The organism is Aquabacterium commune (assembly GCF_004362855.1).
Classification (GTDB): Bacteria; Pseudomonadota; Gammaproteobacteria; order Burkholderiales; family Burkholderiaceae_C; genus Aquabacterium; species Aquabacterium commune.
On record NZ_SNXW01000001.1, the window covers coordinates 221,134 to 246,338 of the forward strand.

At 66.6% G+C, this 25,205-nt stretch carries 22 protein-coding genes and 1 tRNA gene; 17 read left to right on the forward strand and 6 right to left on the reverse strand.

Going from position 1 to position 25,205, the window contains the following annotated elements; translation table 11 throughout:
- Positions 1-39 precede the first annotated feature (39 nt).
- A complete protein-coding gene (locus EV672_RS01015; RefSeq protein ID WP_424923109.1) occupies positions 40-1,863 on the forward strand; it encodes a methyl-accepting chemotaxis protein in 1,824 nt (607 codons plus the stop codon).
- Positions 1,864-1,883: 20 nt separating this feature from the next.
- On the opposite strand, the gene fabR is transcribed toward EV672_RS01015, so the two are convergent.
- The gene (gene fabR / locus EV672_RS01020) at positions 1,884-2,552 is read right to left on the reverse strand and encodes an HTH-type transcriptional repressor FabR (protein WP_133605728.1); all 669 of its coding nucleotides are present in this window, start codon (positions 2,550-2,552) and stop codon (positions 1,884-1,886) included.
- A gap of 101 nt (positions 2,553-2,653) precedes the next feature.
- On the opposite strand from fabR, the gene EV672_RS01025 reads away from it, so the two are divergent.
- From EV672_RS01025 to EV672_RS01090, 15 genes are all read left to right on the forward strand, one after another.
- Positions 2,654-3,814, forward strand: coding sequence for a ferredoxin reductase (locus EV672_RS01025; RefSeq protein WP_208110680.1), 1,161 nt, complete (start codon positions 2,654-2,656; stop codon positions 3,812-3,814).
- Positions 3,815-3,836: 22 nt separating this feature from the next.
- Positions 3,837-5,003: a fatty acid desaturase family protein gene (locus tag EV672_RS01030; protein WP_133605729.1), complete on the forward strand. Its 1,167-nt coding sequence runs from the start codon at positions 3,837-3,839 to the stop codon at positions 5,001-5,003.
- Between the two features lie 17 nt (positions 5,004-5,020).
- Complete coding sequence (locus EV672_RS01035) at positions 5,021-5,479, forward strand: acyl-CoA thioesterase (protein ID WP_133605730.1); 459 nt, start codon at positions 5,021-5,023, stop codon at positions 5,477-5,479.
- A 72-nt stretch (positions 5,480-5,551) separates the two neighbouring features.
- Positions 5,552-6,736, forward strand: a complete 1,185-nt coding sequence (locus EV672_RS01040) for an acetyl-CoA C-acyltransferase family protein (protein WP_133605731.1) — start codon at positions 5,552-5,554, stop codon at positions 6,734-6,736.
- A 73-nt stretch (positions 6,737-6,809) separates the two neighbouring features.
- Positions 6,810-7,685, forward strand: a complete 876-nt coding sequence (locus EV672_RS01045; protein ID WP_133605732.1) for an alpha/beta fold hydrolase — start codon at positions 6,810-6,812, stop codon at positions 7,683-7,685.
- A gap of 79 nt (positions 7,686-7,764) precedes the next feature.
- Positions 7,765-8,241 carry a hypothetical protein gene (locus EV672_RS01050; RefSeq protein ID WP_133605733.1) on the forward strand — a complete coding sequence of 159 codons (477 nt, stop codon included), beginning with the start codon at positions 7,765-7,767 and terminating at the stop codon, positions 8,239-8,241.
- A 260-nt stretch (positions 8,242-8,501) separates the two neighbouring features.
- Positions 8,502-9,905 (forward strand): tyrosine-type recombinase/integrase, encoded by a 1,404-nt coding sequence (locus tag EV672_RS01055; RefSeq protein ID WP_133605734.1) that lies wholly within the window; start codon positions 8,502-8,504, stop codon positions 9,903-9,905.
- Between the two features lie 39 nt (positions 9,906-9,944).
- Positions 9,945-10,124, forward strand: a complete 180-nt coding sequence (locus EV672_RS01060; RefSeq protein WP_133605735.1) for a type II toxin-antitoxin system HicA family toxin — start codon at positions 9,945-9,947, stop codon at positions 10,122-10,124.
- A 12-nt stretch (positions 10,125-10,136) separates the two neighbouring features.
- Positions 10,137-10,544 carry a type II toxin-antitoxin system HicB family antitoxin gene (locus tag EV672_RS01065; RefSeq protein ID WP_133605736.1) on the forward strand — a complete coding sequence of 136 codons (408 nt, stop codon included), beginning with the start codon at positions 10,137-10,139 and terminating at the stop codon, positions 10,542-10,544.
- 703 nt (positions 10,545-11,247) lie between these two features.
- Positions 11,248-11,802 (forward strand): hypothetical protein, encoded by a 555-nt coding sequence (locus EV672_RS01070; RefSeq protein ID WP_133605737.1) that lies wholly within the window; start codon positions 11,248-11,250, stop codon positions 11,800-11,802.
- A 66-nt stretch (positions 11,803-11,868) separates the two neighbouring features.
- Entirely contained in the window at positions 11,869-12,078 is a 210-nt protein-coding gene (locus EV672_RS01075) for a DNA-binding protein (protein WP_133605738.1), read from the forward strand.
- A gap of 128 nt (positions 12,079-12,206) precedes the next feature.
- A complete protein-coding gene (locus EV672_RS18915) occupies positions 12,207-12,410 on the forward strand; it encodes a hypothetical protein (RefSeq protein ID WP_243738448.1) in 204 nt (67 codons plus the stop codon).
- On the forward strand, positions 12,407-12,547 hold the full coding sequence (locus EV672_RS18645) for a hypothetical protein (RefSeq protein ID WP_166643401.1): 141 nt from the start codon (positions 12,407-12,409) through the stop codon (positions 12,545-12,547). The genes EV672_RS18915 and EV672_RS18645 overlap by 4 nt, the downstream gene beginning before the upstream one ends.
- Before the next feature lie 3 nt (positions 12,548-12,550).
- Positions 12,551-14,500: an AAA family ATPase gene (locus tag EV672_RS01085; protein WP_133605740.1), complete on the forward strand. Its 1,950-nt coding sequence runs from the start codon at positions 12,551-12,553 to the stop codon at positions 14,498-14,500.
- Positions 14,501-14,675: 175 nt separating this feature from the next.
- Positions 14,676-15,104, forward strand: coding sequence for a VRR-NUC domain-containing protein (locus tag EV672_RS01090; RefSeq protein WP_243738449.1), 429 nt, complete (start codon positions 14,676-14,678; stop codon positions 15,102-15,104).
- Positions 15,105-15,714: 610 nt separating this feature from the next.
- Here the strand turns inward: EV672_RS01090 and EV672_RS01095 are convergent.
- The 5 genes from EV672_RS01095 to EV672_RS01115 form a co-directional block, all read right to left on the reverse strand.
- Positions 15,715-15,790: transfer RNA gene (locus EV672_RS01095), tRNA-Thr, on the reverse strand.
- Between the two features lie 72 nt (positions 15,791-15,862).
- Positions 15,863-16,867 (reverse strand): class 1 fructose-bisphosphatase, encoded by a 1,005-nt coding sequence (locus EV672_RS01100; protein ID WP_133605741.1) that lies wholly within the window; start codon positions 16,865-16,867, stop codon positions 15,863-15,865.
- A 34-nt stretch (positions 16,868-16,901) separates the two neighbouring features.
- Complete coding sequence (gene pepN / locus EV672_RS01105) at positions 16,902-19,574, reverse strand: aminopeptidase N (RefSeq protein ID WP_133605742.1); 2,673 nt, start codon at positions 19,572-19,574, stop codon at positions 16,902-16,904.
- A 41-nt stretch (positions 19,575-19,615) separates the two neighbouring features.
- Positions 19,616-20,720, reverse strand: a protein-coding gene (prfB, locus tag EV672_RS01110) for a peptide chain release factor 2 (RefSeq protein ID WP_133605743.1) whose coding sequence is annotated in 2 segments (ribosomal slippage) — positions 19,616-20,638 and positions 20,640-20,720 — 1,104 coding nt in all. Because the reading frame shifts where the segments join, the coding sequence is not laid out codon by codon here.
- 125 nt (positions 20,721-20,845) lie between these two features.
- Positions 20,846-21,790 carry an alpha/beta fold hydrolase gene (locus EV672_RS01115; protein ID WP_243738450.1) on the reverse strand — a complete coding sequence of 315 codons (945 nt, stop codon included), beginning with the start codon at positions 21,788-21,790 and terminating at the stop codon, positions 20,846-20,848.
- Between the two features lie 154 nt (positions 21,791-21,944).
- Between EV672_RS01115 and EV672_RS01120 the strand changes: the two genes are divergently transcribed.
- Positions 21,945-25,160 carry a sensor domain-containing protein gene (locus EV672_RS01120; protein WP_133605744.1) on the forward strand — a complete coding sequence of 1,072 codons (3,216 nt, stop codon included), beginning with the start codon at positions 21,945-21,947 and terminating at the stop codon, positions 25,158-25,160.
- Positions 25,161-25,205: the final 45 nt, after the last annotated feature.

A 25,205-nucleotide genomic window follows, 5' to 3' on the forward strand; every position in this document is an offset into this window, starting at 1 on the left:
ACAAGAAACCCGTGTCCTCAGGAGCTTGCCGTGTTGCGTCTGTCATCGTCCCTGAAGCACCAGCTGGTCTGGATCGTCAGTGCCTGCGCGCTGGGCGGCCTGGCGGCCATGTCGCTGACCAACATCTTCACGGCCCGCAGCCACCTGCTGGACAACCTCGACGCCCAGACACACCAGCTCACCCGGGCCCGGGTGGCCGTGCTGAGCGACTGGGCGCAGGACAAAGAACGCATCGTGCAGGCCGCCCTGCCCGCCATCGACGAGGCCGACCCGCTCAAGGCGCTGCAAACCTTGAAAGCAGCCGGCGGGCTGGACAACACCTACTTCGGCTACGCCGACAAGCGCTACGTCTTCGCCAACCCGGCCGGCCTGGCCCCCGACTACGACCCCACCGCCCGGCCCTGGTACAAGGCCGCCGCCCAAGCCGGCAAGCCCGTGCTGACCGCCCCTTACGTGGACGCCGGCAGCAAGAAGCTCGTGGTGACCTCGGCCATCCCGGTGGTGGCTGGCGGGCAGCTCAAGGCCGTGGCCGCCGCCGACATCTTCCTGGACCGCGTGGTGGACACCGTCTCGGCCATCGCGCCCACACCGTCCAGCTACGCCTTCCTGGTGCACAGCAGCGGCCAGGTCATCGCCCACAAAGACACCCAACTGGCCATGAAAGCCAGCACCGAGGTGGACGCGCAGCTGACCATGGCGCGCATCGAGGCCCTGACCCAGGCCACCCACCTGACGCCGATGACACTGCGCGATCAGTCCGTGCTGGTGTCGGCCGCCGCGGTCAAGGGCACCGACTGGACGCTGGTCGTCGCGCTGGACCGCCAGGAGGCCATGGCCGGCGTCTGGGCCCTGGTGCAGACCTCGGTGCTGGCCTCGGTCGTGGTGCTGGCGCTGACCATCCTGGTGACGGGCACCCTGATCGCCAAGCGCCTGCGCAAGCTCGAACAGCTGCGCGACACCATGCGCGAAATTTCCTCGGGCGATGGCGACCTGTCGCGCCGCCTGGAGACCTCGGGCCGCGACGAGCTCGCCGAGATCGCCCGCAGCTTCAACGCCTTCGTCGAGAAGCTCAACACGGTGCTCATCGAGCTGCGCAACAGCAGTGGCTCGGTGCACGTGGCCGCCCAGGAGATCGCCACCGGCAACCAGGACCTGAGCCAGCGCACCGAGAACACGGCCTCGAACCTGCAGCACACGGCCTCTTCGATGTCGCAGCTGCTGGTCACCGTCAACCACTCGACCGAATCGGCCCGCCAGGCCAACCAGATGGCCTCGTCGGCGGCCGCCGTGGCCGAGCGCGGCACCCAGGTCGTCTCACAGGCGGTCAGCACCATGGGCGAGATCCACGCGGCCTCGCGCAAGATCACCGACATCATCTCGGTCATCGACGGCATCGCTTTCCAAACCAACATCCTGGCCCTGAACGCCGCGGTGGAAGCCGCCCGCGCGGGTGAGCAAGGCCGCGGCTTCGCGGTGGTGGCGGCGGAAGTGCGCTCGCTGGCGCAACGCTCGGCCACGGCCGCGCGCGAGATCAAATCGCTCATCGAGGCCTCGGTCGAGCGCGTCGAAGACGGCACCCGCTACGTCAACGATGCGGGCTCGACCATGAGCGAGATCATGAGCTCGGTGCAGCGCGTGTCGGACGTGATCAGCGAGATCACGGCATCGGCCAACGAGCAGTCACAGGGCATCGAGCAAGTGACCAGCGCCGTGAACCAGCTCGACCAGATGACGCAGCAAAACGCCGCCCTGGTGGAAGAAAGCGCCGCTGCGGCCGAAAGCCTCAAGGACCAGGCGACCCGCCTGTCCACCATGGTGCAGACCTTCCGCCTGAGCGAGTCGCAGGCACAGCGCTCGCACTGACACGGCTCCGGGCTGGCGCCTCAGCGCACCGCCACCTGGGCGTCCTCGCGCGACTGGGCGGCCAGGGTCTGCGTGCCCGCCACGATCATGCGCACCATCTGGATGAGCTGTTCGGTCAGTTGCGCTTGCTGATCGGCCGGCTGGTCCATGGCGGTGGCCGCGATCGCGAACACCAAGCGCGTGATGGCCCGCGCCGTCAGTGCCGGCTCATAGAGCCCTGTGCGTTCGGCCCGGGCCAGGCGCACCAGGTCCAGGGTGAGCTCTTCTTCAAAGAAGGTCAGCTGGCGCTCCACCGCCTGCTTGAAGGCGTCGGAGCCCACATTGCCCTCGCGCAGCAGGATGTGCAGCAGGCGATCGTCGCTGCGCAGCTGCGCCACGAACACCTCGATGGAGCTGCGCACCACGCTGGCGTCGGTGCGGGCGCGGCTGCGGGCCGAGCCGATGATGTCGCGCAGCGAGCGCCCGGCCAGCTCGATCAAGGCCACCGCCAGCTCGTCCATGTCATGGAAGTGCCGGTAAAAGCTGTTGGGCGCGATGCCCGCCTCGCGCGCGACCTCGCGCAGGCTCAGCGAGGAGACGCTGCGCTGCGGGCCGACGAGCTTGAGCGCGGCGGCCACGATGTCGTCACGCGTGATGACCGGTTTGCGGCCGGGCGCGGGCACCTGAACAGGGGACGGGATTGGACTCATTGATGCGGATCATACGACCGCCGATGATAACGAAGGACATTAATGCACAACTGTCTGCACAGATGTATAGTCGCGCTCATGCGCTTCACGAGGCCCGATCCGTGTCACTGACTGCCACCGCACCCGCCGCTCCCGGCCTGGTTCACCGCCTGCTCGGCCCCATGGTGGACCCAGCCACCTTCGACTTCTGGGCGCAAAAGCTCAACGCGACCTGGTCGTGGTCGCGCGCCCTGGCCCGCGTGGTCGAGCGCCGCGTCGAGGCGCAGGACGCCGTCACCCTGGTGCTGCAGCCCAATGGCCACTGGGCCGGTTTCCAGCCCGGACAGCACCTCAACGTCAGCGCCGAGGTGGGTGGCCGCCGCGTCACGCGCAGCTACAGCCTGACCGACATCCCCCGCCGCGATGGCCGCATCGCCATCACCGTCAAGCGCGTCGATGGCGGCCGCCTGAGCACCCAGCTGTGCGAGCACACCCGCGTGGGCGACGTGTTGGAGCTGGGCGAGGCCTTCGGTGACATGACCCTGCCGGCCAGCGCTCAAGGCGTTCAAAGCCCCGAAGGCCGCTGGCTGTTCCTGGCCGCCGGCAGCGGCATCACCCCGCTGATGGCCCTGACCCGCCAACTGGCCGCCCAGGGCATGCCGGTGGATGTCAGCCTGATCTACTGGGCCAAGACCCGCGCCGAATTCTGCTTTGCCGGCGAGCTGCGCGCCCTGGCCCGCCAACACCCGCGCTTCCAGGTGCATTTCGTGGTGACCCACGAAGCGGCCCAAGGCACCGATGAACACCAGGGCTTCATCGACCACGCTCTGTTGACCCGCCTGTGCGGCAACGCCGGTGTCAGCACCGAGGGCAGCGCCGCCTGGGCCGACCGCCAGGTGCTGGCCTGCGGCCCCGGCGGTTTCGTCGATGCCGCCCGCGCCCTGACGGCCGCCACCGCGCGCAGCTTCCAGGCCGAGGGCTTCACGCCCACCGTCCCTGCCGATCTGCCCGGCGCGGGCGAAGCCACCACAGTGGCCGTGTCGCTCACGCGCAGCGGCCGCACCTTGAGCGTGTCCTCGGGCAGCTCGCTGCTGGAGGCCCTGGAAGCCCAAGGGCTGAACCCGCCCTCCGGATGCCGCATGGGCGTCTGCCACACCTGCGTGTGCCAGCGCCACAGCGGCACCACCCTGGACACCCTGACTGGCGAACGCAGCGCCGAGCCCGACATGGCCGTGCGCCTGTGCGTGAGCCGCGCCTGCTCCGACCTGTCTCTGGACCTTTGATTTTCAAGAAGGCACCGCCCCCATGAGCCAAGCTCCCGCCTCCGCCGCCCTCCCGACGCTCCACCCCGGCATCCACCGCGGCCTGCAGCGCCCCTTGAGCCCGCAAGAGCTCAGCGACTTCGGCACCGAGATCGAAGCCCTGCGCGCCCGCACCGTGGCCGACCTCGGCGAGCGCGACGCCCGCTACATCCGCCGCATCTTCGCCGCCGTGCGCTGGACGGAAATCATCGGCCGCATCCTGCTGGTGGTCGGCTTTTTCCTGCCCTCGCCGTGGGACTGGAGCGTCTGGCTGCTGGGCGCCTTCACGCTGGGCCTGTCCAAGATCCTGGACAACATGGAGCTGGGCCACAACGTCATCCACGGCCAGTTCGACTGGATGGGCGACCCGCGCTTCAGCGGCAAGACCTTCGAGTGGGACATCGTCGGCACCGCCGACAACTGGCGCAAAACCCACAACTTCAAGCACCACACCTACACCAATGTGCACGGCATGGACGATGACATCGGCTACGACGTGCTGCGCATCTTCCCCGAACAGAAGTGGCACCCTGCCGCGCTGTTCCAGCCGCTGTACGCCGTGATCTTCGCGCTGCTGTTCCAGTGGGGCGTGGCCATCCAGAACCTGCGCGTGGGCCGCGTCTTCATCGGCCGCATCACCTGGGCTCGCCTGTTCAAGGAATCCGCCCCCACGCTGCACAAGTGGCGCCGCCAGCTCGTCAAGGACTACGTCGTCTTCCCGCTGCTGGCCGGCCCCGCCTGGGCCTCGGTGTTCACCGGCAACCTCGTGGCCAATGGCCTGCGCAACCTCTGGACCTACACCGTCATCTTCTGCGGTCACTTCACCACCAATGTGCAGACCTTCCCCAAGGCCGTGCTGAAAGACGAATCGCGTCCGCAGTGGTATGTGCGCCAGATCCTGGGCTCGTCCAACCTGTCGGGCAGCAAGGCCCTGCACATCCTGACGGGCAACCTGAGCCACCAGATCGAGCACCACCTCTTCCCCGACGTGCCGGCCAACCGTTACGCCGAGATGGCACCGGTCGTGCGCGACATCTGCCGCCGCTACGGCATCCACTACAACACCGGCTCGATGGCCGGCCAGTTCGGCCAGGTGATCTGGCGCATCCTGCGCCACAGCTTCCCCAGCTCGCCCAGCACCGCCATGCCCGACGGCGTGCCGGCACGCTGAGTTCGGCACACTCCCCCATGGCCCGCATCCAGTTCGAACTGCCCGAGCAGTTCCTGTTCAGCACCGACATCCCCATCTACATCAGCCACGTCAACCAAGGCGGGCACCTGGACAACGCCCAGTTGCTCAGCCTGGTGTCTGAGGCGCGCCTGCGCTTCTTCCGCTGGCTGGGCTACCGCGGCGAGCTGGACATCGAGGGCCTGTCCATCGTGGTGGGCGACATGATGGCGCAGTACAAGTCGGAAGCCTTTTACGGCGAGACCCTGCAGATCGACATGGTCCCCGACGACTTCAACAGGTACGGCTTCGACCTGGTGTTCCGCCTGCGCGACAAGGCCAGCGGACGTGAAGTCGCCCGGGGCAAGACCGGTGTGGTCTTCGTTGGCGACGCGCCCGGGGGCGGCAAAAAAGTCGCGCCGCTGCCAGCAGCGTTCCGCGCCAGGCTGCAAGCCCACGGGCACGCCACACCCGCCTGAACGGACTGCATCACAATACAAGGTTGATGCACCAGCCTCACCCCTGTTTCACCCCTCTGGAAGGATCACACCATGACTCGTGAAGTCGTCTTCTTGGGCGCCGCCCGCACCGCCATCGGCTCTTTCGGTGGCTCGCTCAAGGACACCCCTCCGGCCGAGCTCGGCGCCCTGGTCATCAAGACCGCCCTGGAGCGCGCTGGCGTGAAGCCGCAAGACGTCGGCCACGTGGTGCTCGGCCATGTGATCCCGACCGTGCCGCAAGACGCCTACATCAGCCGCGTGGCCGCCCTGAACGCCGGCGTGCCGCAAGAGGCCCCCGCCTTCAACGTCAACCGCCTGTGCGGTTCGGGCCTGCAAGCCGTGGTGTCGGCCGCCCAGTCCATCCTGCTGGGTGATTGCGACGTGGCCATCGGCGCCGGTGCCGAGTCCATGAGCCGCGGCGCCTACATCGTCACCTCCAACCGCTGGGGTGCGCGCATGGGCGACGTGAAGATGCTGGACTACATGCTGGGCGCCCTGCACGACCCGCGCTTGCACATCCACATGGGCATCACCGCCGAGAACGTGGCCAACCGCCACGAGATCACCCGCGAGCAGCAAGACGCCTACGCCGTGCAATCGCAACAGCGCGCGGCCAAGGCCATCGAAGCCGGCCTGTTCAAGGAACAGATCGTCCCGGTCGAGCTCAAGACCCGCAAGGGCGTGGTGCTGTTCGACACCGACGAAGGCGTCAAGAGCGACACCACGGTCGATGCCCTGGGCAAGATGAAGCCCGCCTTCAAGAAGGAAGAAGGCACCGTCACCGCCGGCAACGCCTCCACCCTGAACGATGGCGCCGCTGCCGTGGTGATGGCTTCTGCCGACAAGGCCAAGGCCCTGGGCCTCAAGCCACTGGCACGCCTGGTGTCTTACGCCCACGCTGGCGTGGACCCCGAGTTCATGGGCATCGGCCCCGTGCCAGCGTCCAAGCTGGCCCTGGAAAAGGCCGGCCTGAAGGTCTCTGACCTCGACCTGATCGAGGCCAACGAAGCCTTCGCCGCGCAAGCCTGTGCCGTGTCCAAGGAAATGGGCTTCCCCAACGAGAAGACCAACCCCAACGGCTCGGGCATCTCGCTGGGCCACCCCGTGGGTGCCACGGGTGCCATCCTGGTGACCAAGGCCATCTACGAACTGCAACGCACCGGCGGCCGCTACGCCCTGATCACGATGTGCATTGGCGGCGGCCAGGGCATCGCCATGGTCATCGAGCGCGTCTGACCTGCGCCTGCGCACACCGGGCACGCGTCCCCCACAGCCCCTTCGGGGGCTTTTTCATGGCCAAATCACTCCCATGGATTTGATCTCCTGGCAGCACCCCACCCGCCACGGCTTCACGCTGCGCGGCTGGCACACCCCGCCCAGCGGCAAACCCCTGCTGCACTTCCTGCATGGCAACGGCTTTTGCGGGCGCGTCTATGAGCCCATGCTGCGCCACCTGAGCGCGCACTTCGACCTGTGGCTCAGCGACGCGCAAGGCCACGGCGACAGCGACCACGGTGAACGCTTCGTCGGCTGGAACCGCAGCGCCGACCTCGCCGTGGAGGCCCTGAAAAGCCAAGGCCAGGCCTTCGCAGGCGTGCGCCATGTGGCCGCCGGGCACAGCTTTGGCGGCGTGCTGACGGCCCTGATCGCAGGCGAGCACCGCGGTCTGTTCGAGCGGGTGGTGCTGCTCGACCCGGTGCTGTTCAGCCCGGCCATGCTGATGGGGATGTCGCTGGGTGAGCTCACGGGCGTCCTGCGCCACACCCCGCTGGCCCGCCAGGCCCGCGCCCGCCGCGACCACTGGCCCAGCCGCGCAGAAGCCCAAGCCGCCCTCACCGGCCGCGGCACCTACAAGGGCTGGACCGACGACGCCATGCAGGCCTTCGTGACCCACGCCCTGGCCGATGCCGACGACGGTGTGCGCCTGAAATGCCAGCCCAGCCGCGAAGCCGAAATCTTCAGCTCCGGGCCCGACCGGCTGTGGTCCGTGCTGGGCCGCGTGCGCACCCCCGTGTTGATGCTGCACGCCCAGCACACCTTCCCCTTCGTGGGCGAAGCCGCCCAGCGCTGGCGCCAGCTCAACGACGCGGTGGAAACGCGCGAAGTGCCTGGCGGCCACTGCTTCATGCAGGAAGACCCGGCCCATGCGGCGCAGCAGGTGCATGCGTTTTTGAGCCAGGCTTGAGCCAGGTCTGGCGAACTGGCCCGCATCTTCGCCCCACATCGGGCCATGGCCGCGCCCGCCTTGCCTCAGCATGCAAGGCATGAACCTGCCCCGCTTGCGCCCCGCCCTGATCGCGTCTGTCGGCACCATGCTCGTCCTGAGCCTGCTGGGCAGCGCCTGCACCCTGCCCCCGATCCAGCAGAAAGACGAGTTGCGGGTGGACAGCGTGACGCTGGCACCGAAATTCGTTGGCGCAGCGGAAAGCCCGCCCTTTTGCCTGCACCTGCGCCTGGTTGGCGGCTTCTATGTCGCGTACAGCGAGCGCCAAGTGGAAAGCTGGGTCACCGAAGGCCGCTGTGACAGCGACGGTGCCCCCCGGGCGGTGGACCAGCTCCGCATGAACTGGCGCTTCCAGGGCTACGACACCCAGCGCAGCCGCCAGTGCGCGAATGCCACCGGCTGCCGCTCGCAGGAGCGCGACATCGTCGAAGGCCATGCGCTGCGTTGCGCCTCGGCCGTGGCCCAGCAAGGCAACCAGACCGCCTTCCTCACCACAGACGTTGTGGGCTGCCCCTGAAACAACAAAGCCAACCCTTGCGAGGTTGGCTTTGTGTGGGATGTCATTGGTGCCGGAGAAAGGAATCGAACCCTCGACCTTCTCATTACGAATGAGCGATATCAGGTGTTCGCGGCCATTCACAATCGTTGATAAACTGCCATCTCCCTCTAGAAATAGCTGAGGGAGGCGGCGATACTCGTTGAAAGAGATTCGCCTGTTTTCAGGTTTTGGTCTTACATCCGCCCTTACATCCGGCCGATGTAAGACCGGGAGCAGACATGGCGAAGATGCCTTTCACCGCCGCGCGGGTCGCGGCTTTCAAGTGCCCCGAGGGCAAGCAGCAGGCCTTCCTCTGGGACGAGGTAACCCCCGGCCTTGGCCTTCGAGCCACCCCACACGGCAAGCCCGCCTATGTCTTTCAGGGCCTGTACTGCGGGCGCGATGTCCGCATCACCATCGGCAGCCCTGCCGCCTGGAGCATCAAGGACGCCCAAGCCAAAGCGCGAGAGCTGCAGCGGCTGATTGACGAGGGCAAAGACCCGCGCAGCCTCAAGCGGCAAGCCGTAGCGGCACAAAAGGAACAGGAGGCCGAGAAGGTCGCGCAGGCAGTGACCGTGGGTGATGTCTGGCCCGAGTACCTGGAGGAAGGCAAGCCCAAGCGCCGCGACGCCTGGAAGCCCCGCTACCTCGAAGACCTCAGACGGATGGCAGCACCAGGCGGCGAACCCAAGAAGCGAGGAACCGGCAAGACCCGGCCCGGCCCACTCTGGCCCCTGCTGTCGCTCCGACTGGTGGACATCACCGAGGACACACTGAAAGCCTGGCAAGACAGCGAGGCACGCAACAGCAAGCACCAGGCCGCCCGAGCCTTGATGATGTTCCGGGGCTTCCTGCGCTGGTGCGCCACCCGGCCCAAGTACCGCGCACTGGTGGACGTTGACGCAGGCCGTGCCCCGGCCCTGCTGCAAGACCTACCGAGCATGAAGCGCCGCACCGACTGCCTGGAGGCCGCACAGGTCGCCGGCTGGTGGACCGGGGTGGAGCAGTTGAGCAACCGCACCGCATCGGTGTACCTGCGCGCCCTGCTGCTGACTGGCGCCCGCCGAGAAGAAATGGCCGGGCTCAAGTGGCAGGACGTGGACTTCCAATGGCGCAAGCTGACCATAGCCGACAAGGTGGAAGCCACCCGCACCATTCCCCTGACGCCCTACCTTGCCCAACTGCTGGGCACCCTGCCTCGCCACAGCGAATGGGTGTTCGCCAGCACCCGCACACTCAAGACAGACACCGCCAACATCAAGCGCCGGGAGCGCGACAACACCAAGGCGGGCAAGGCCGCACCAGTGGGCGCCGTGGCCACAGTGGGCGCCTCCGGCCGCATGTCCGACCCGCGCAACAGCCACACCAAGGCCCTGCAAGGCACCGGGATTGATGGATTGACCATTCACGGCCTGCGCCGTTCGTTCTCTTTGCTGGGTGAAGCAGCCGGGGCACCTGCTGGCGCCATTGCCCAAGTGATGGGCCACAAGCCAAGCGCCACGGCCGAGGGCTACCGCCCCCGCAGCGTGGATGCCCTGCGCCCCTTCCTGGCACAGATTGAGGCCCACATCCTGGCGCTTGCCGGCGTGCAGTTTGACGAGAAGACCGAGCCAGGGAGGCTGCGCGTCATTTCCGCCCCTTGACTATTTACACACCATACACATCATGTGTACCATACACAAATGAGCAGCGCCGACCTCATCAAGGAACTACGCAAGACCGGGTGGCAGTTGGCACGCGTGAACGGTTCACACCATGTTTTCACGCACCCGCAGCGCCCCGGCATCGTCGTGGTTCCACACCCCAAGAAGGACTTGGGTAAGGGGCTGGTCAAGGCAATCCGGCAGCAAGCAGGCATCTGAGAGGCATCCACCATGTATTACCCCGTCGCCATCGAACCCGGCACCGACACCGAAGCCTTCGGCGTGGTCGTCCCTGACCTGCCTGGCTGCTTCTCTGCTGGTGACACCCTGGAAGAAGCCATGGCCATGGCCGAGGAAGCCATCGTGGCCTGGATTGAAACCGCCATCGATGCCGGGCAAGACATCCCCGCGCCCAGCAGCATCGAAGCCCTGCGCAAGGCGCACAAAGAGTGGAAAAGCTGGGCATGGGCAGTGGTGAGGGTTGACCCAGCCGCGCTGGATGACACGCTCGAACGCGTGAACATCAGTCTGCCCCGCCGCGTGCTGCGCCGCCTGGATGCCCTGGCTGGCGCTCAAGGCGAAACCCGCTCCGGGTTCATCGCTCGCATGGCCCTGGAAGGTCACAGACCCGCCGCCTGACGGACTCAGGCAAACAAGCGGGGCCGGGCAGTGGTGGAACACTGGCCAGCCCCTGACCACAACCCACCTACAGCAGAGGTGAAGCATGGCTAAGGCCGATTCTCGTTCAATTACGCCGCCGCCCGGATGGCGCTATATCGTTCTTCCGGCGCTGCCGCCCGTTGAACCGCCGCCACCCAAACCACCCCGGCCCCGACTGGCTGACAACGTCGTGGCCATGTTCACAGACGAGCGTGCGCCCGTGCTGAACCCGAAAAGGCGGGGGCGCTTGCCCCGTGTGGTGACTGCCCTGCGCCGATGGGACCGCCTCCACATCGGCGACTATTGCCTGATATGGGCTAGCGCCACATCGCCGCGCATGAATCACGGGCGCATGGTGAAGGTCATGGGGAGGGCTGACGCTGTGCGGAACACATGGCGCGTTCAGGCTGTGGGCGGTTTTCTGACGACATTTGACCCTGACGCTCCGGACGACGTCGCCAGTCATTCGCAGCAAAGCACCGCAACGCTAGGTGCCGACCGCCTGCGCCGATGCGCTGGGCCAGCGCGGTCATAATGATTTGAGCCCCAGCTAGGCAGGCCGCAAGCCTGACCGAAAGACACGGCCCCCGACGTGTCCCGCTGGGGTTTCTTTCATTGGGGATGCACGGGGGTGCATGTGAAGAGACCGACGCTCAAGGGGCGCCAGTACACCAGGCGCCGGGTGACCACGCACGAGACAGAACACGGTCCGGTGGAGCTGTGGGAGGTCAAGCCCAACCGCGTGAGCCTGCGCGCCCTGCCGGGCCTGAAAGTAGAGGCGTTGGCAGTCATCGAGGGCGAGGGCATCACGACAGGCCCCCTGCTGAATGAGGCGCCACACGGCACCCTGCTGAGGGCTGAGGTCATCGACCAGCGCCAGCATCCGGGCGACTCCATCACGGGCCTGGCTGCGCGCATCTATGAGCACGCGGCACATGCCGAGGGATACCGGCTTCTTGGGGCCATCGACCAGGCCATGAACATGATGGCCGAGCTGGGCGCGTTGGTAGCGGTCTTCGATATCTACAGGCAGGCGTCGGCAGAAAAGGCCAAGGCTGGCGCCGAGAGCGCGAGAAGCCGAGGCGGGAAGAGGCAGGCTGTCGAGGCTATTAACGCCAAGTTGAAGTGTGTGGACACCCGCAACCGGGTAAACATCATCGTCCAGCGCGCGGCCGCACAAGGGGTGACGGTGACGCAACGATACGTCCGAGAGGTCATCTCAACGAGGCGGAACTGAGCTTTGTTCGCTTCCGCCTGAAATCGGAGCCTGCGGTCATGTTCAACGAACCTAGAGGTTCAAAGCATGACAGCGAAAGTTGTTCAACTGACGCCCCTTGAATTCGAGCCGAGGGCGGCACTCCCAACGCCGGAAGCGGCGGCCCATCTCAACCGTGCCCAGCAGACATTGCGCCTGTGGGCCTGCCTTGAAAATGGCCCCATCCGCCCCATCCGCGTCAATGGCCGCCTGGCCTGGCGCGTCGCTGACATCAAGGCACTACTGGGGGTGCAATGAAAGAGCGCCCGAGTCCCAGAAAGGGAAGCCCGAGCGCCGAGAGCAAGCGCCATTTTGCGGGAACCGACAACCCGCGTCACCTCCGCATCATCAACGCCCTGCAAGTCAGGCCCCGACCGCGTGAGGACGTGGACCGCATCTCTGGTGCATCGAATGGCCCGGAGCTGATAGCCGAGCTGCGCCGCCGTGGCCTTGATGTTCCGTGCAGCCGCACCCCTTGCATCGACAAGGACGGCTTTGAGGTGCTGCGGGGAATCTACCACCTGACCGACTCAGACAAGGCCCGCTTGTGTGCCTGGCTGGCGCGCCGTGCGAAAGGTGGCCGCCCATGATGTGGATTCATCACCGCGCCTGGGCCTGGTCCTACCGGCTGGAAGAGCTGCGCGAACGTGCCCAGGCCGAGCGCCATTTGTGGACACAGGCAGCCGCCTGCGTGGGTCTGGCCATCCTTCGCCGCTGGGGGTGCTGACGCATGACATACCCACCAGAGCAAGCCCGCGACGCCCTGCAATTCATCGACCCAGGCTGCGACCGTCAGACCTGGGTGAAGGTAATGGCCGGGGCCAAAGCCGCCGGCCTGGATGTTGATGACGTGACAGCGTGGAGCTCCACCGCGTCGAACTTCAAAGGCGAGCGCGATGTGATGAACGCATGGCGCAGCATCGACGAACGCGGAGCCGTTCAGGCTGGCACCTTGTTTCACATGGCCCGCGCCAATGGCTGGAAGCCCCAGCAAGACGCGAACAGGCCCACCCCTGCACGTGCGCCGGCCCCGACCCGCAAAGAGCCTCCACGGGCCGCTATACGCCCCGGCATGAGTGCTGCTGAGGTCTGGCAAGCCGCCGCACCTGCAACGGCCGAGCATGGCTACATCACCCGCAAGGGCGGCCGCCCCGATGGCCTGCGCGTGTGCGCTGGTGGCCTGCGCATCGGTGGCCGCGACATGGCCGGCGCTTTGCTGGTGCCAGTCCAAACGCCGGCCGGCGAGCTGGTCAGCCTGCAATGCATTCCCGCCGATGGCCCAAAGATGAACCTACCCGGACACCCCATGCGGGGCGTATTCGTGGTGGGTGACCTTGAGCCGCAAGGCCGAGCCTATGTGGTCGAGGGCATCGGGCAGGCCTGGGCCTGTTGGAAGGCAACAGGCTGCGCCGCCGTGGTGGCTTTCGGCTGGGGCCGGGTTTCGACCGTCACCAAGGAGCTGCGTGCAGCACATCCTGGCTTGTCGCTGGTGGTGGTGCCTGACGCTGGCAAGGAAGACGACGCCGAACGCATCGCCAAGGACACGGGCGCGCGGTGGGTGGCCATGCCCGAGGGCAGCCCGCGCAACCATGACGTCAACGACCACATGCAAGAGCATGGCGCCGAAGCCCTGGAGGCGCTGCTTGAGCAGGCCCAAGCCCCGGCCCACCGCTTCAGGCTGATGTCAGCCGATGAACTGATGATGCTGCCACCGCTGCAATGGCTGGTGCGTGGCGTGCTGCCTGCTGCTGGCGTGGCCTGCCTGTATGGCCCCAGCGGAAGCGGCAAGTCTTTCCTGGCCATCGATGCCGCCGCGCACATTGCCGCCGGCCGCTGGTGGTTCGGCCATCGCGTTACGCAAGCCCCGGTGGTGTATTGCGCCCTGGAGGGCGAGCACGGCATTGCCCAGCGTGTGCACGCCTGGAAGATGCGCCGGGGCGCTTTGCCGCAGTCCCTGCACTTCATGGCGCAGCCCTTCGCCCTGCTGGAGGATGCCCAAGCCCTGGCCGAGGCCATCAAGGCAACGGGGGCCGGGGGCGGCGTGGTGGTGATAGACACCCTCAACCGCGCCGCCTCTGGCATCGATGAAAACAGCGGCGCCGAGATGGGCCTCGTCATTGACGCCTGCAAGGCCCTGCAAGCCGCAGCCGGCGGGCTGGTCCTGCTGGTGCACCACACAGGCAAAGACCTGACCCGTGGGCTTCGTGGTCATTCATCCCTACACGCGGCACTGGATGCCGCCATCGAAGTGACCAGGGGCGACGCTGGCCGCGCCTGGAAGGTGGCCAAGTCCAAGGAGGGCGAGGACGAAGCCGCGCACCCCTTCCGCCTGGAGGTGGAAACCATCGGGGCCGATGACGAGGGCGACGCCATCACGTCATGCGTGGTGGTGCCTGATGAGACCGTGCAAGAGGTCAAGGCCGCCAAGCTGCCAGCCGGTGGCAATCAGCGCCTCATCCTTGACGCACTGCGCCCACTGTTCAAGGCGTCGCACGACTTCGGCAAAGGTGGGGGGCCTTCGGTGCGCCCATGCCTGGAGCTGGAGGCGGTGCTGCCCAAGCTACGCGACAGCCTGGCCGTGGAGCCCGACCGCAAGACCGAGCGCACCAGGCAGGCGATTACCGGGCTTGTCTCACGCGGGGTTTTGGGGCTTGGCGAGGGGTGGATATGGCTGACCTGAACCACCCCGCCGGGCTCCCCGAATTCCCCCGGCCCCCTATAGGGGCCTTCGGGGATTTTCGGGGTACTGGGAACACCCGGAAAACCCCGAACCACCCCGAAACGGGGATTTTCGGGGCAACGCCTCATCGCATGGCTTGCGCTTCTTGTGGTGCTGCCGCCCCGATGGACCCGGCATGGCAGGCCCTGTGCCCATCCTGCTGGTGGGCGCTGGTCAACAGGTGGAGGGCTTGAGCATGGAAGCCTTACCCGACCTGTTCGGCCTGGAGCCCATCAAACCACGGCACCACACGAAGCCCGAAGCCGCAGCACTGGCCGAGGTACTGCGAGCCCTGAGCACCCATCAATCTGTCGCCTGGGTGCGACGCATGAACAGCGGCGCCGCAAAGGTGGGGAACCGCTTCATTCGGTTTGGCTGGCCTGGATGCCCCGACCTGCTGGGGCAGATGAAAGACGGCCGCCTGCTGGGCGTAGAGGTCAAGCGCGCCAAAGGTGGCCGCGTGAGCGACGAGCAGCGCCACTTTCTGGCGCTCATCAAACAGGCCGGCGGTGTGGCATTCGTGGCCCGCAACTGCCAGGACGTGTTCAAGGAGCTGGGGCGATGAGCTGCGAGACCTGCACACAGCGGCTGGACATCACGCTGTGGGGCCTGTGGCTTCACACAGTGTGCAAGGCCGGTCTGTCCATAGGGCCAGGGTGCCCATCCTTCCGCCCTCAGCCCAAGGGCAACAACCAGCCGGCCACATCACCCAACGACATCACCAGCCCGAAGCACTACAGCATGAGCACACCAGGTTCCCAGGCATTCGCCCACATCGTCCAAGCGCTGGCCGGCACCGCGGGCAACAAGGATGCGCGTCAACCGCAGCAGATGGCACGGGGCCGGGCGCACCCCACCCCACCCCGCCCGGGGCAGGGGGGGCTTCAATCTCTGGAAACGCCCGCCCCCTTGACCAGCCGGTTTCTCACGCGCGGATTAAATCCGCCCCTTGAACTGGAAATCAAACGCCGAGAACCTGATGCCCGGGGAAGCTGGGCCGTTTGAATGGCAGGGAATCAGCAAATCAGCGTGAAGGCCCGAGGTCAGCGGCTGGAAGACGAGGCCCCGAGCGGCATTGGCAGAGACCGAGCAAAACAGTCTTACATCCGCCCTTACATCGAGCCCAGAAACAACAAAGCCCCAGACACTGTCTGAGGCTAAGTTGTTGATTTCATTGGTGCCGGAGAAAGGAATCGAACCCTCGACCTTCTCATTACGAATGAGCTGCTCTACCGACTGAGCTACACCGGCACGCGTGGTGTGATCTGCTCAACGCAGATCACACCACAGCCAAAAATTATAACGGGTTTTTTGCCACCGTTTTCACTTCGCTTCACGGTGGTAAGCCGTGACGCGCTCCACCTCGTTCTTCGAGCCCAGCACCACGCTGACGCGTTCGTGCAACTGGCCCGGTTGGATCTCCATGATGCGCTGCAAGCCGTTGGTCGAGGCACCACCCGCCTGCTCCACCAGGAAGCTCATGGGGTTGGCTTCGTACATCAGGCGCAGCTTGCCGGGCTTGTTGGGCTCGCGCTTGTCCCAGGGGTACATGAAAATGCCGCCGCGGGTCAGGATGCGGTGCACGTCGGCCACCATCGAGGCGATCCAGCGCATGTTGAAGTCCTTGCCGCGCGCACCGTCCTTGCCCTGCAGGCACTCGTCGATGTAGCGTTTCACGGGGGCATCCCAGTGGCGCATGTTCGACATGTTGATGGCGAACTCCTTGGTGTCTTCCGGGATCTTCACCTGATCGGCGGTCATCACCCACGAGCCCTGCTCGCGGTCCAGCGTGAACATCACCACGCCGCGGCCCACGGTCAGCACCAGCGTGGTTTGCGGGCCATACACGCAGTAGCCGGCGCAAACCTGGTCGGTGCCCGCCTGCAGGAAGCTGTCGTTCGTGACGTCGCCGCCCTTGTGCTTGAGCACCGAGAAGATGGTGCCGATGCTGACGTTGACGTCGATGTTGCTGGAGCCGTCCAGGGGGTCGAATAGCAGCAGGTATTCGCCCTGTGGGTAGTGCAGCGGCACGGCGTGCATGTCGTCCATTTCTTCGGAGGCCATGCCGGCCAGGTGACCGCCCCATTCGTTGGCCTCGATCAGCACCTCGTTGGCGATGATGTCGAGCTTCTTCTGGACTTCGCCCTGCACGTTCTCGCTGCCGGCGGTGCCCAGCACGTCACCGAGGGCGCCCTTGTTGACGCTGATGGCGATGGACTTGCAGGCACGCGCGACGACTTCGATGAGCAGGCGCAGTTGAGCAGGGATCTGCGCTTCGCCGCGCTGCTGCTCGATCAGGTACTGCGTGAGGCTGATGCGTTTGGACATGGTGGTGGTCTCGGGGTCTGAAAACGGGGAAGGCTCAATCCTGCAACGCGCGTGTGACGATCTCGCGGACATCGTCCGACAGCTCGGTGCGCGCCGCCACGCGGCTGAGGGCCTCGCGGGCTGCCGTGCGGTAGGGCTCGGCCAGGCGGCGCCAGTGGTCCATGGCGCGGGCCAGGCGGGCGGCCAGCTGCGGGTTGATGCCGTCGATCTCGATGACGCGGTCGGCCCAGAACACGTAGCCGGCGGCATCGGTGCGGTGGAAGGCGGCCGGGTTGCTCTGGCACAGCGCCATCAGCAGGCTGCGGGCCCGGTTGGGCGTGCGCAGGGTGAAGTCGGGGTGCAGCATCAGGGCCTTGGCACGGGCAAAGACCTTGCCGTCCTTTTCAGGCGCCAAGGCCTGCAGGCTGAACCACTTGTCGATGACCAGGGCTTCGCCACGGAACTGCTGGTGGAAGTGAGCGAGGGCCTGCTCGGCCTGCTCGGCATGCGCGTTCACCAGGGCGGACAGCGCGCCCAGGCGGTCGGTCATGTTGTTGGCGTCCTGGAAGCGCTGCAGGGCCTTGCCCGTCCAGACGGGGTTGTGGCGCACGCTGCCATCCAGCACCAGCATGCCCAGGGCCAGGTTGGCCAGGGCGCGGCGGCCGGTGCTCACCGGGTCGGGGGAGTAGCCGCCCAGCTCGTGGTGTTGCTCGTAGGCCCAGGCCCAATCCTCGTGCAGGGCGTGGGCAAACTGCAGGCGCATGCCTTCGCGGGCCGCGTGGATGCGTTGCGGGTCCACCAGGTCGAGCTGTTCGGCCACGTAGGCCTCGCTCGGCAGGGTCAACACCAGTTCTTTGAAGGCGGCGTCCAGCTCGGGGTGGCGCAGCACGCCGCGCAGGGCTTCGACGAAGCGGGCGTCCAGCTCGACGTGGCCGCTGCCCGCCACCGCGGCCAGCAAACGGCGCAGCGACAGCTTCTGGGCGGCTTCCCAGCGGTTGAAGGGGTCCTGGTCGTGGCTGAGCAGGGTGAACAGGGCGTCGTCGCTGAGTTCGGCCTCCAGCACCACGGGCGCAGAGAAGCCGCGCAGCAGCGAAGGCACGGGCTCGACCGGCACGTGCACGAAGGTGAAGGCCTGTTCGGGCTCGGACAGCACCAGCACGGTGTTGTGGCCCACCGACGCCAACTGTCCTTCGAAATGCAGGTTCAATTGCCGGCCATCCGGCGCCACCAAGCCCATGGCCACGGGGATCACGACAGGGGCCTTCACCGGCTGCCCGGGCGTGGCCACGCAGCTCTGCGACAAGGTCAGGGTGTAGATCTGGTTGGCGGCGTCATACACGCCATCGACCTTCACGCGGGGCGTGCCCGCCTGGGCGTACCAGCGCTTGAACGCGTCCAGGCGCTTGGCCAGCTCGCTGTCAGGGTTGGCATCGGCGATGGCCTGGGCGAAATCGTCGCAGGTCACGGCCTGGCCGTCGTGGCGTTCGAAGTACAGGGCCATGCCCTGGGCAAAGCCCTCATCGCCCACCAGGGTGTGCATCATGCGCACGACCTCGGCACCCTTCTCATAGACGGTGGCGGTGTAGAAATTGTCGATGGCCAGGTAGCTGTCGGGGCGCACAGGGTGGGCCATGGGGCCCGCGTCTTCGGGGAACTGCAGCTGGCGCAGGGTGCGCACGTCCTCGATGCGCTTGACGGCACGGGCGCTGGGGCTGCCGGCCATGTCCTGGCTGAACTGCTGGTCGCGGAAAACGGTCAGGCCTTCCTTGAGCGACAGCTGGAACCAGTCGCGGCAGGTGACGCGGTTGCCGGTCCAGTTGTGGAAGTACTCGTGGGCGACCACGCTTTCGACGTTGCCGAAATCCACGTCGGTGGCGGTGGCCGGGTTGGCCAGCACGAACTTGGTGTTGAAAATGTTCAACCCCTTGTTCTCCATGGCGCCCATGTTGAAGTCGCTCACGGCCACGACCATGAAGCGCTCCAGGTCCAGGCTCAGGCCGAAGCGGGCCTCGTCCCAGGCAATGGACGCGATCAGCGAGTTCATCGCGTGCTCGGTCTTGTCGAGGTCACCGGCGCGCACGTAGATCTGCAGCAGGTGGTCGCGGCCCGCGCGGGTGCGGATGCGCTGTTCGCGGCGCACCAGGTCGGCGGCCACCAGCGCAAACAGGTAGCAGGGCTTGGGATGCGGGTCTTCCCAGACGGCAAAGTGCTTGCCGCCGTCCAGCTTGCCCTCTTCCACCAGGTTGCCGTTGGACAGCAGCACAGGGTACTTGCGCTGGTCGGCTTTCAGGGTCACCTTGTAGGTGGCCATGACGTCGGGGCGGTCCAGGAAATAGGTGATGCGGCGAAAGCCCAGGGCCTCGCACTGCGTGAAGAAGCCACCGCTGCTGGTGTAAAGGCCCGACAGCTGCGTGTTCTTCTCGGGCGCGCAGGTGCTGCGGATTTCCAGATTGAAAGGCTGCTGCGGCAGGTTCTCCAGCACGAGCTGGCCGCCTTCGGTGCGGAAGGACACCGGCTCGCCATCGACCAGCACGCGCGTGAGGTTGATGTCTTCGCCGTCCAGGCGCAGGGGCGCGCCGGGCAGGGCCGGGTTGGGGGCCACGGTCATCTTGTTGATGACCAGGGTCTTGGCCGGGTCCAGATCGAAGGTCAGATCGACCGTCTTGATCCAGAACGCCGGCGCCGCATAGTCTTCGCGGCGAATCAGCGGAGCGCTGCCTTCACGCATGGGGTGTCCCTTTTGAGGTGAATCCGTGTGGCTGACGGGTGTCAGATGCCTTGCTTGAGGCTGGCTTCGATGAACTGGTCGAGGTCGCCGTCGAGCACCTTCTGGGTGGCCGAGACTTCGACGTTGGTGCGCAGGTCCTTGATGCGGCTGTTGTCCAGCACGTAAGAGCGGATCTGGTGGCCCCAGCCCACGTCGGTCTTGCTGTCTTCGAGCTTTTGCTGCTCTTCCTGGCGCTTGCGCAGTTCGTGGTCATAGAGGCGCGAGCGCAGTCGCTTCCAGGCCACGTCGCGGTTGCTGTGCTGCGAGCGGCCATCCTGGCACTGCACCACGATGCCCGTGGGGATGTGGGTCAGACGCACGGCCGAGTCGGTCTTGTTGATGTGCTGACCGCCCGCACCGGAGGCGCGGAAGGTGTCGGTGCGCACGTCGGACGGGTTGATGTCGATCTCGATGGAATCGTCGATCTCCGGGTACACGAACACCGAGGCGAAGGAGGTGTGGCGGCCGCCGGACGAGTCGAACGGCGATTTGCGCACCAGGCGGTGCACGCCGGTCTCGGTGCGCAGCAGGCCAAAGGCGTATTCACCTTCGACCTTGATGGTGGCGCTCTTGATGCCGGCGGTGTCGCCTTCGGTGATGTCTTCCACCGTTGCCGTGAAGCCCTTGCGCTCGGCGTAGCGCACGTACTGGCGCAGCAGCATGTTGGCCCAATCGCAGGCCTCGGTGCCGCCGGCGCCGGCCTGGATGTCCACGAAGGCGGGCAGCGGGTCGGCCGGCTTGTTGAACATGCGGCGGAATTCGAGGTCGCCCACGCGGGCGGCCTGCGTGGCCACATCGGCGGCAATGGCCTGGATGCCATCGAAGTCACCATCGGCCTTGGACATCTCGAACAGCTCGGCGTTGTCGGCCAGGCCCGTTTGCAGCTCGGTGATGGTCAGGACGACGTTTTCCAGCGCCTTCTTCTCTTTGCCCAGTTCCTGGGCGCGCTTGGGGTCGTTCCAGACGGCGGGGTCTTCGAGCTCGGCGTTGACTTCGCTCAGGCGGCGGGATTTTTCATCCCAGTCAAAGATACCTCCGGAGCTCAACGGTGCGCTGAGTCAGGTCAGAGATCTGTGCGCCGAGGGCGTTGATGTGTTCGATGTCCATGGGGTGCCTGCGAAAGTGTCGGGGTCGGTGTGTGAAGGGGCCGCGGTCATGCCACGGCCCGAATGGCGTCATTTTCTCATGAGGCCGGGGCGCTGCGTGACATGCAAGCCAGCGGCCAGGGGCGATCAGGTGGTGAGGAAGCCCGCCAGGTGGGCCGCCAGCGCCTCGGGTTGGTCATGGTGCAGCATGTGGGCGGCCTGGTCGATGGTTTCGAGGCGGAAATCCGGCACCAGGGCCACGCGCTGCAGGAACTCCTCGCGGCTGAATTTGCCGTCAAAGAACATGAAATACAGCGTTTGGGCGCCTTCGACGAACAAGACGGGGCAAGCGATGCGAGACAGGAAGGCGTTGACCTCCTCGACGCGGTAGAGGAAGGGCTGCGGGCGCTTGTGCGCCGGGTCGGCGTTGATGACCCAGCGGCCGTTTTCCTCGCGCGCCCAATGCTGGGCCAGCCATTGCGCGAACTCGGCGCGCAGCAGCGGGTTGGTGGTCTGCAGGCGCTTGGCGACGGCGTCCAGGCTGTCGTAATCCTTCAGGCGCACGGGCTTGTGGATTTCGTCGAGCCACTTGATGTAGCGCTGCGGCGCATCGCCCGGCTGGGTGGCCGGCATGCCGAAGCCTTCGAGGTTGACGAGCTTGCGGATGCGCTCGGAGCGCACGCCCGCGTAGAGCATGACGACGTTGCCGCCCATGCTGTGACCGAGCAGGTCCACCGGGCGACCCGGCGAGAGCTGATCGAGGATGGCGTCGAGGTCACCCAGGTAGTCGGCAAAAAAGTAGCTGTCGGTGGCGGGTGGCGTTTCGGTTTGGCCGAAGCCGCGCCAGTCCAGCGCAACGATGGGGCGCTCGGCCCAGCCGGGCTGCGCGCGCAAGGCGTCCACCATGAACTGGAAGGACGCGGCCGTGTCCATCCAGCCGTGCACCATCAGCAGCAGCGGCTGGGCGTCGGTGGCCCGGGCGAGGTCGCCCCACACCAGAAAGTGGTAGCGCAGGCCGCGCACGCTGTGGTGCTCGGAGCGGGCTGGGAAAACAGGGGCGTACATCGGCGCGGGAGAGGCAGTCTGTGACATGGGGCGGCCGTCAAAATCTCTGGATGTGGAAGCTGCGGGACAACCCGCCCACCCAAAAGGGTGGTTGCGAACGAGTCGTTTGGCATCATCGCCGATCTGACGGCGTTTTCACCTAAGCTGTCGGATTGGCGTCGAGCCACGCAGTCAACGTGACATGAGCGCAGTGCCCCACCCTCCCCCGCCAAGCCAGACCCCTGCGACCCACACTGCGACGGTCGCGGCTTTGCCGATGCCGGCCCTGGGGCGCTTCGGGCCTTTGGCGCTGTCGGTGGGCGCACTGGCGGCCATCAGCATGGGCCTGATCGCCTGGTCGCACCTGGGCTGGAACCGCTTGCAGCAGCAGGCCCACGCCTTCGACACCCACCTGTCGGCCGCTCGCTTCGAAGCACGGCAGGCGCAGTGGCTGCTGGGCACGGCCCCCGCGGCCGCCGGCCAGCCAGCCCCGTTGGTCACCCCTTTGATGCACGCGCACAACGCCCTGGCGGCATTGCAACCGCATGCGCCCGAGGCCGTGAAAGCGCCCTTGTCGCTGCTGCAGACCCAGGTGGTCGCGGCCTTGCGCCAGGCTGAAGCAGCCCCCCAGGACGCCGCCAGCATGGGCGAGGCCATCGCGGCGATGGACCAGGCCCTGAACGCCACCAGCGCCCAGTGGGAGCACACGCTGGAGCGCGCCACCCGCGACCAGCACCACCTCGACCGCCTCAACGTGGCGCTGGTCGGCTGCGTCACCCTGATGCTGCTGGTGCTGATGGGCCGCGCCCACCGGCAGCGCGAACTGGCCATCGACAAGGTCAAGGCCCGCGAAGCCCAGTTGAGCGCCTTCGCAGAAGCCCTGCCCGACCTGGCCTTCCGCATGGACGCAGAAGGGCGCTACCTCGACATCTACGGCAACAACCTGCCCCTGCTGGGCCGGCCGGCGCACGAGCTCATTGGCCGCCGCCTCGGTGACCTCTTTCCGCCGGACATGGCCCAGCGCTTCCTGGGCGTCCTGCGGCAAACGCTGGGCACGCGCAGCACCCAGACCATCACCTTCAACGTCACCATCAACCAGTCGCTGCGGCACTTCGACAGCCGCTGTGCGCCCGTGGGTGACACCGACCAGGTCGTCTGGATGATCTGGGACATCACCGGGCGCCGCCAGACCGAGCGCCGCCTGCGCCGCAAGACGCGGATGTACGACTTCCTCAGCCACGTCAACCAGGCCATCGTGCGCTCGGACGATCAGGGCACTCTGATGGCCCGCGTGTGCCGCGTGGCCGTGCAGCACGGCCAGTTCCGCAAGGCCTGGGTGGCGCTGTTCGACCCCGACACCGCCGGTGCGCTGAACTGTGTGGCCGAGGCCGGCGACGCGCGCCCGCTGCGCGACAGCCTGAGCTTTTCGCTGAACGTCATGTCACAGGCTGACAACGCCCTGGACGCGGCCCTGCGCCAAGGCCACACCTTCCGCACCCGCGACCTGCAATCCCTCAAGCCACAGGGCCCCGCACCCATGTGGCTGGACGAGGCCGTGGCCGCAGGCACGCCCGGCTGCGTGATCGTGCCGCTGCGGCGCGAGCAAGCCCTCATCGGCCACCTGATGCTGCTGGGCCGCCGCGTGGACGACACCGATGCCGACGAACTGGGCCTCTTCGAAGACCTCTCCAGCGACCTGTCGTTTGCCGTCACCAACCTGCACCGCGAGGCCCTGCGCGACCGGGCCGAGGAGCGCATCCGCCTGCACGCGGCCGCCCTCGAAAGCACCCGCGACGGCATGATGGTGCTCGACAGCGACAGGGTGCTGGTGTCCATCAACCCGGCCTTCACGGCCCTGACCGGCTACGACGAGCACGAAGTCATCGGCCGCTCACCCGAGTTCCTGCTGACCGACGCCCCGGACGAGTTCATCGCCCAGTTGCGCGAGCACCTGCTGAGCTACGGCAGCTGGCAGGGTGAGGTCTGGTTCCGCCACCGCAATGGCGACCCGTTCATGACCAAGCTGTCGGTGGCGGCCGTGCACAGCACCCAGGGCGAACCCAGCCACTTCGTGGGCGTGTTCACCGACATCACCCAGCTCAAGCAGACCGAAGAGCGCCTGGCCCGCATGGCCCACTACGACCCGCTGACCGAGCTGCCCAACCGCGTGCTCATCCGCCAGCGCCTGGCCCACGCCATCAACCTGGCGCAGCGCCACCACACCCTGGTCGGCGTCGTCTTCATCGACCTGGACAACTTCAAGACCGTCAACGACGGCCTGCTCAAGCAAGTCGCCCAGCGCCTGCGCCAGCGCGTGCGCCAGGAAGACACCCTGGGCCGCCTGGCCGGTGACGAGTTCGTGCTCGTGCTCGAACACCTGCGCCACCCGCAGCAGGCCGCGCACGTGGCCACGGCCATCCTGGAGACGCTCAACCAGCCCTTCACGCTGGACGGCGGCCAGCAGGTCTATGTGCGCGCCTCCATCGGCATCAGCATGTACCCCGACGACGGCCAGGACGAGTCCGAGCTCGTGCGCAATGCCGACGCGGCCATGTACGAGTCCAAACGGCGCGGGCGCAACAACTTCAGCTTCTACACCCAGGCCTTCACCACCGAAGCCACCCTGCGCCTGCAGATGGAAACCCTGCTGCGCCGCGCCGTCGAGCACAGCGAGTTCACCCTGCACTACCAGCCCATGGTGCGCCTGTCGGACCGCAAGGTGATCGCCCTCGAAGCGCTGGTGCGCCTGAACACGGCGGGGCAACACACGGCGGGCACGCTGGGCGGCTCGGTCACGCTCAGCCCCAACCAGTTCATCCCCGTGATGGAAGACACCGGCATGATCACCTCGCTGAGCGAGTGGGTCATCGAAGAGGCCTGCCGCCAAGGCCGCGCCTGGCTGGACGCCGGCCTGGATTTCGGCCGCGTGGCCATCAACCTGTCACCCAGCGAGATCCGCCGCGGCGGCGTGGTCGAGCGGCTGGCGGAAATCCTCGTGCGCACCGGCCTGCCGCCGCAGCACCTGGAAATCGAGATCACCGAAGGCGGCCTGATGGAGTCCGGCATGGGCGCCGAGCAGTTCCTGCAGCACCTCCACCAGCTCGGCGTCTTCCTGACCATCGACGACTTCGGCACCGGCTACTCCTCGCTGGCCTACCTCAAGCGCTTCCCCGTGCAACAGCTGAAAATCGACCGCAGCTTCGTGCAGGACCTGCCCAGCAACGACAACGACGGCCAGCTCGTCAGCACCATGATCTCGATGGCGCACGGCCTGCGCCTGCACGTCGTGGCCGAGGGCGTGGAAATGCCCGACCAGGAGGCCTTCCTGAGCAGCCTGGGCTGCGACGTGGCCCAGGGCTACCTGTACAGCCGGCCCGTGCCCGCCGCCCAGATTTCCCAGATGCTGACGCGCCACTGAGCCGGCCCTGCCCACAGCGGGGTCAAAACGACGTCAACGCGCAGC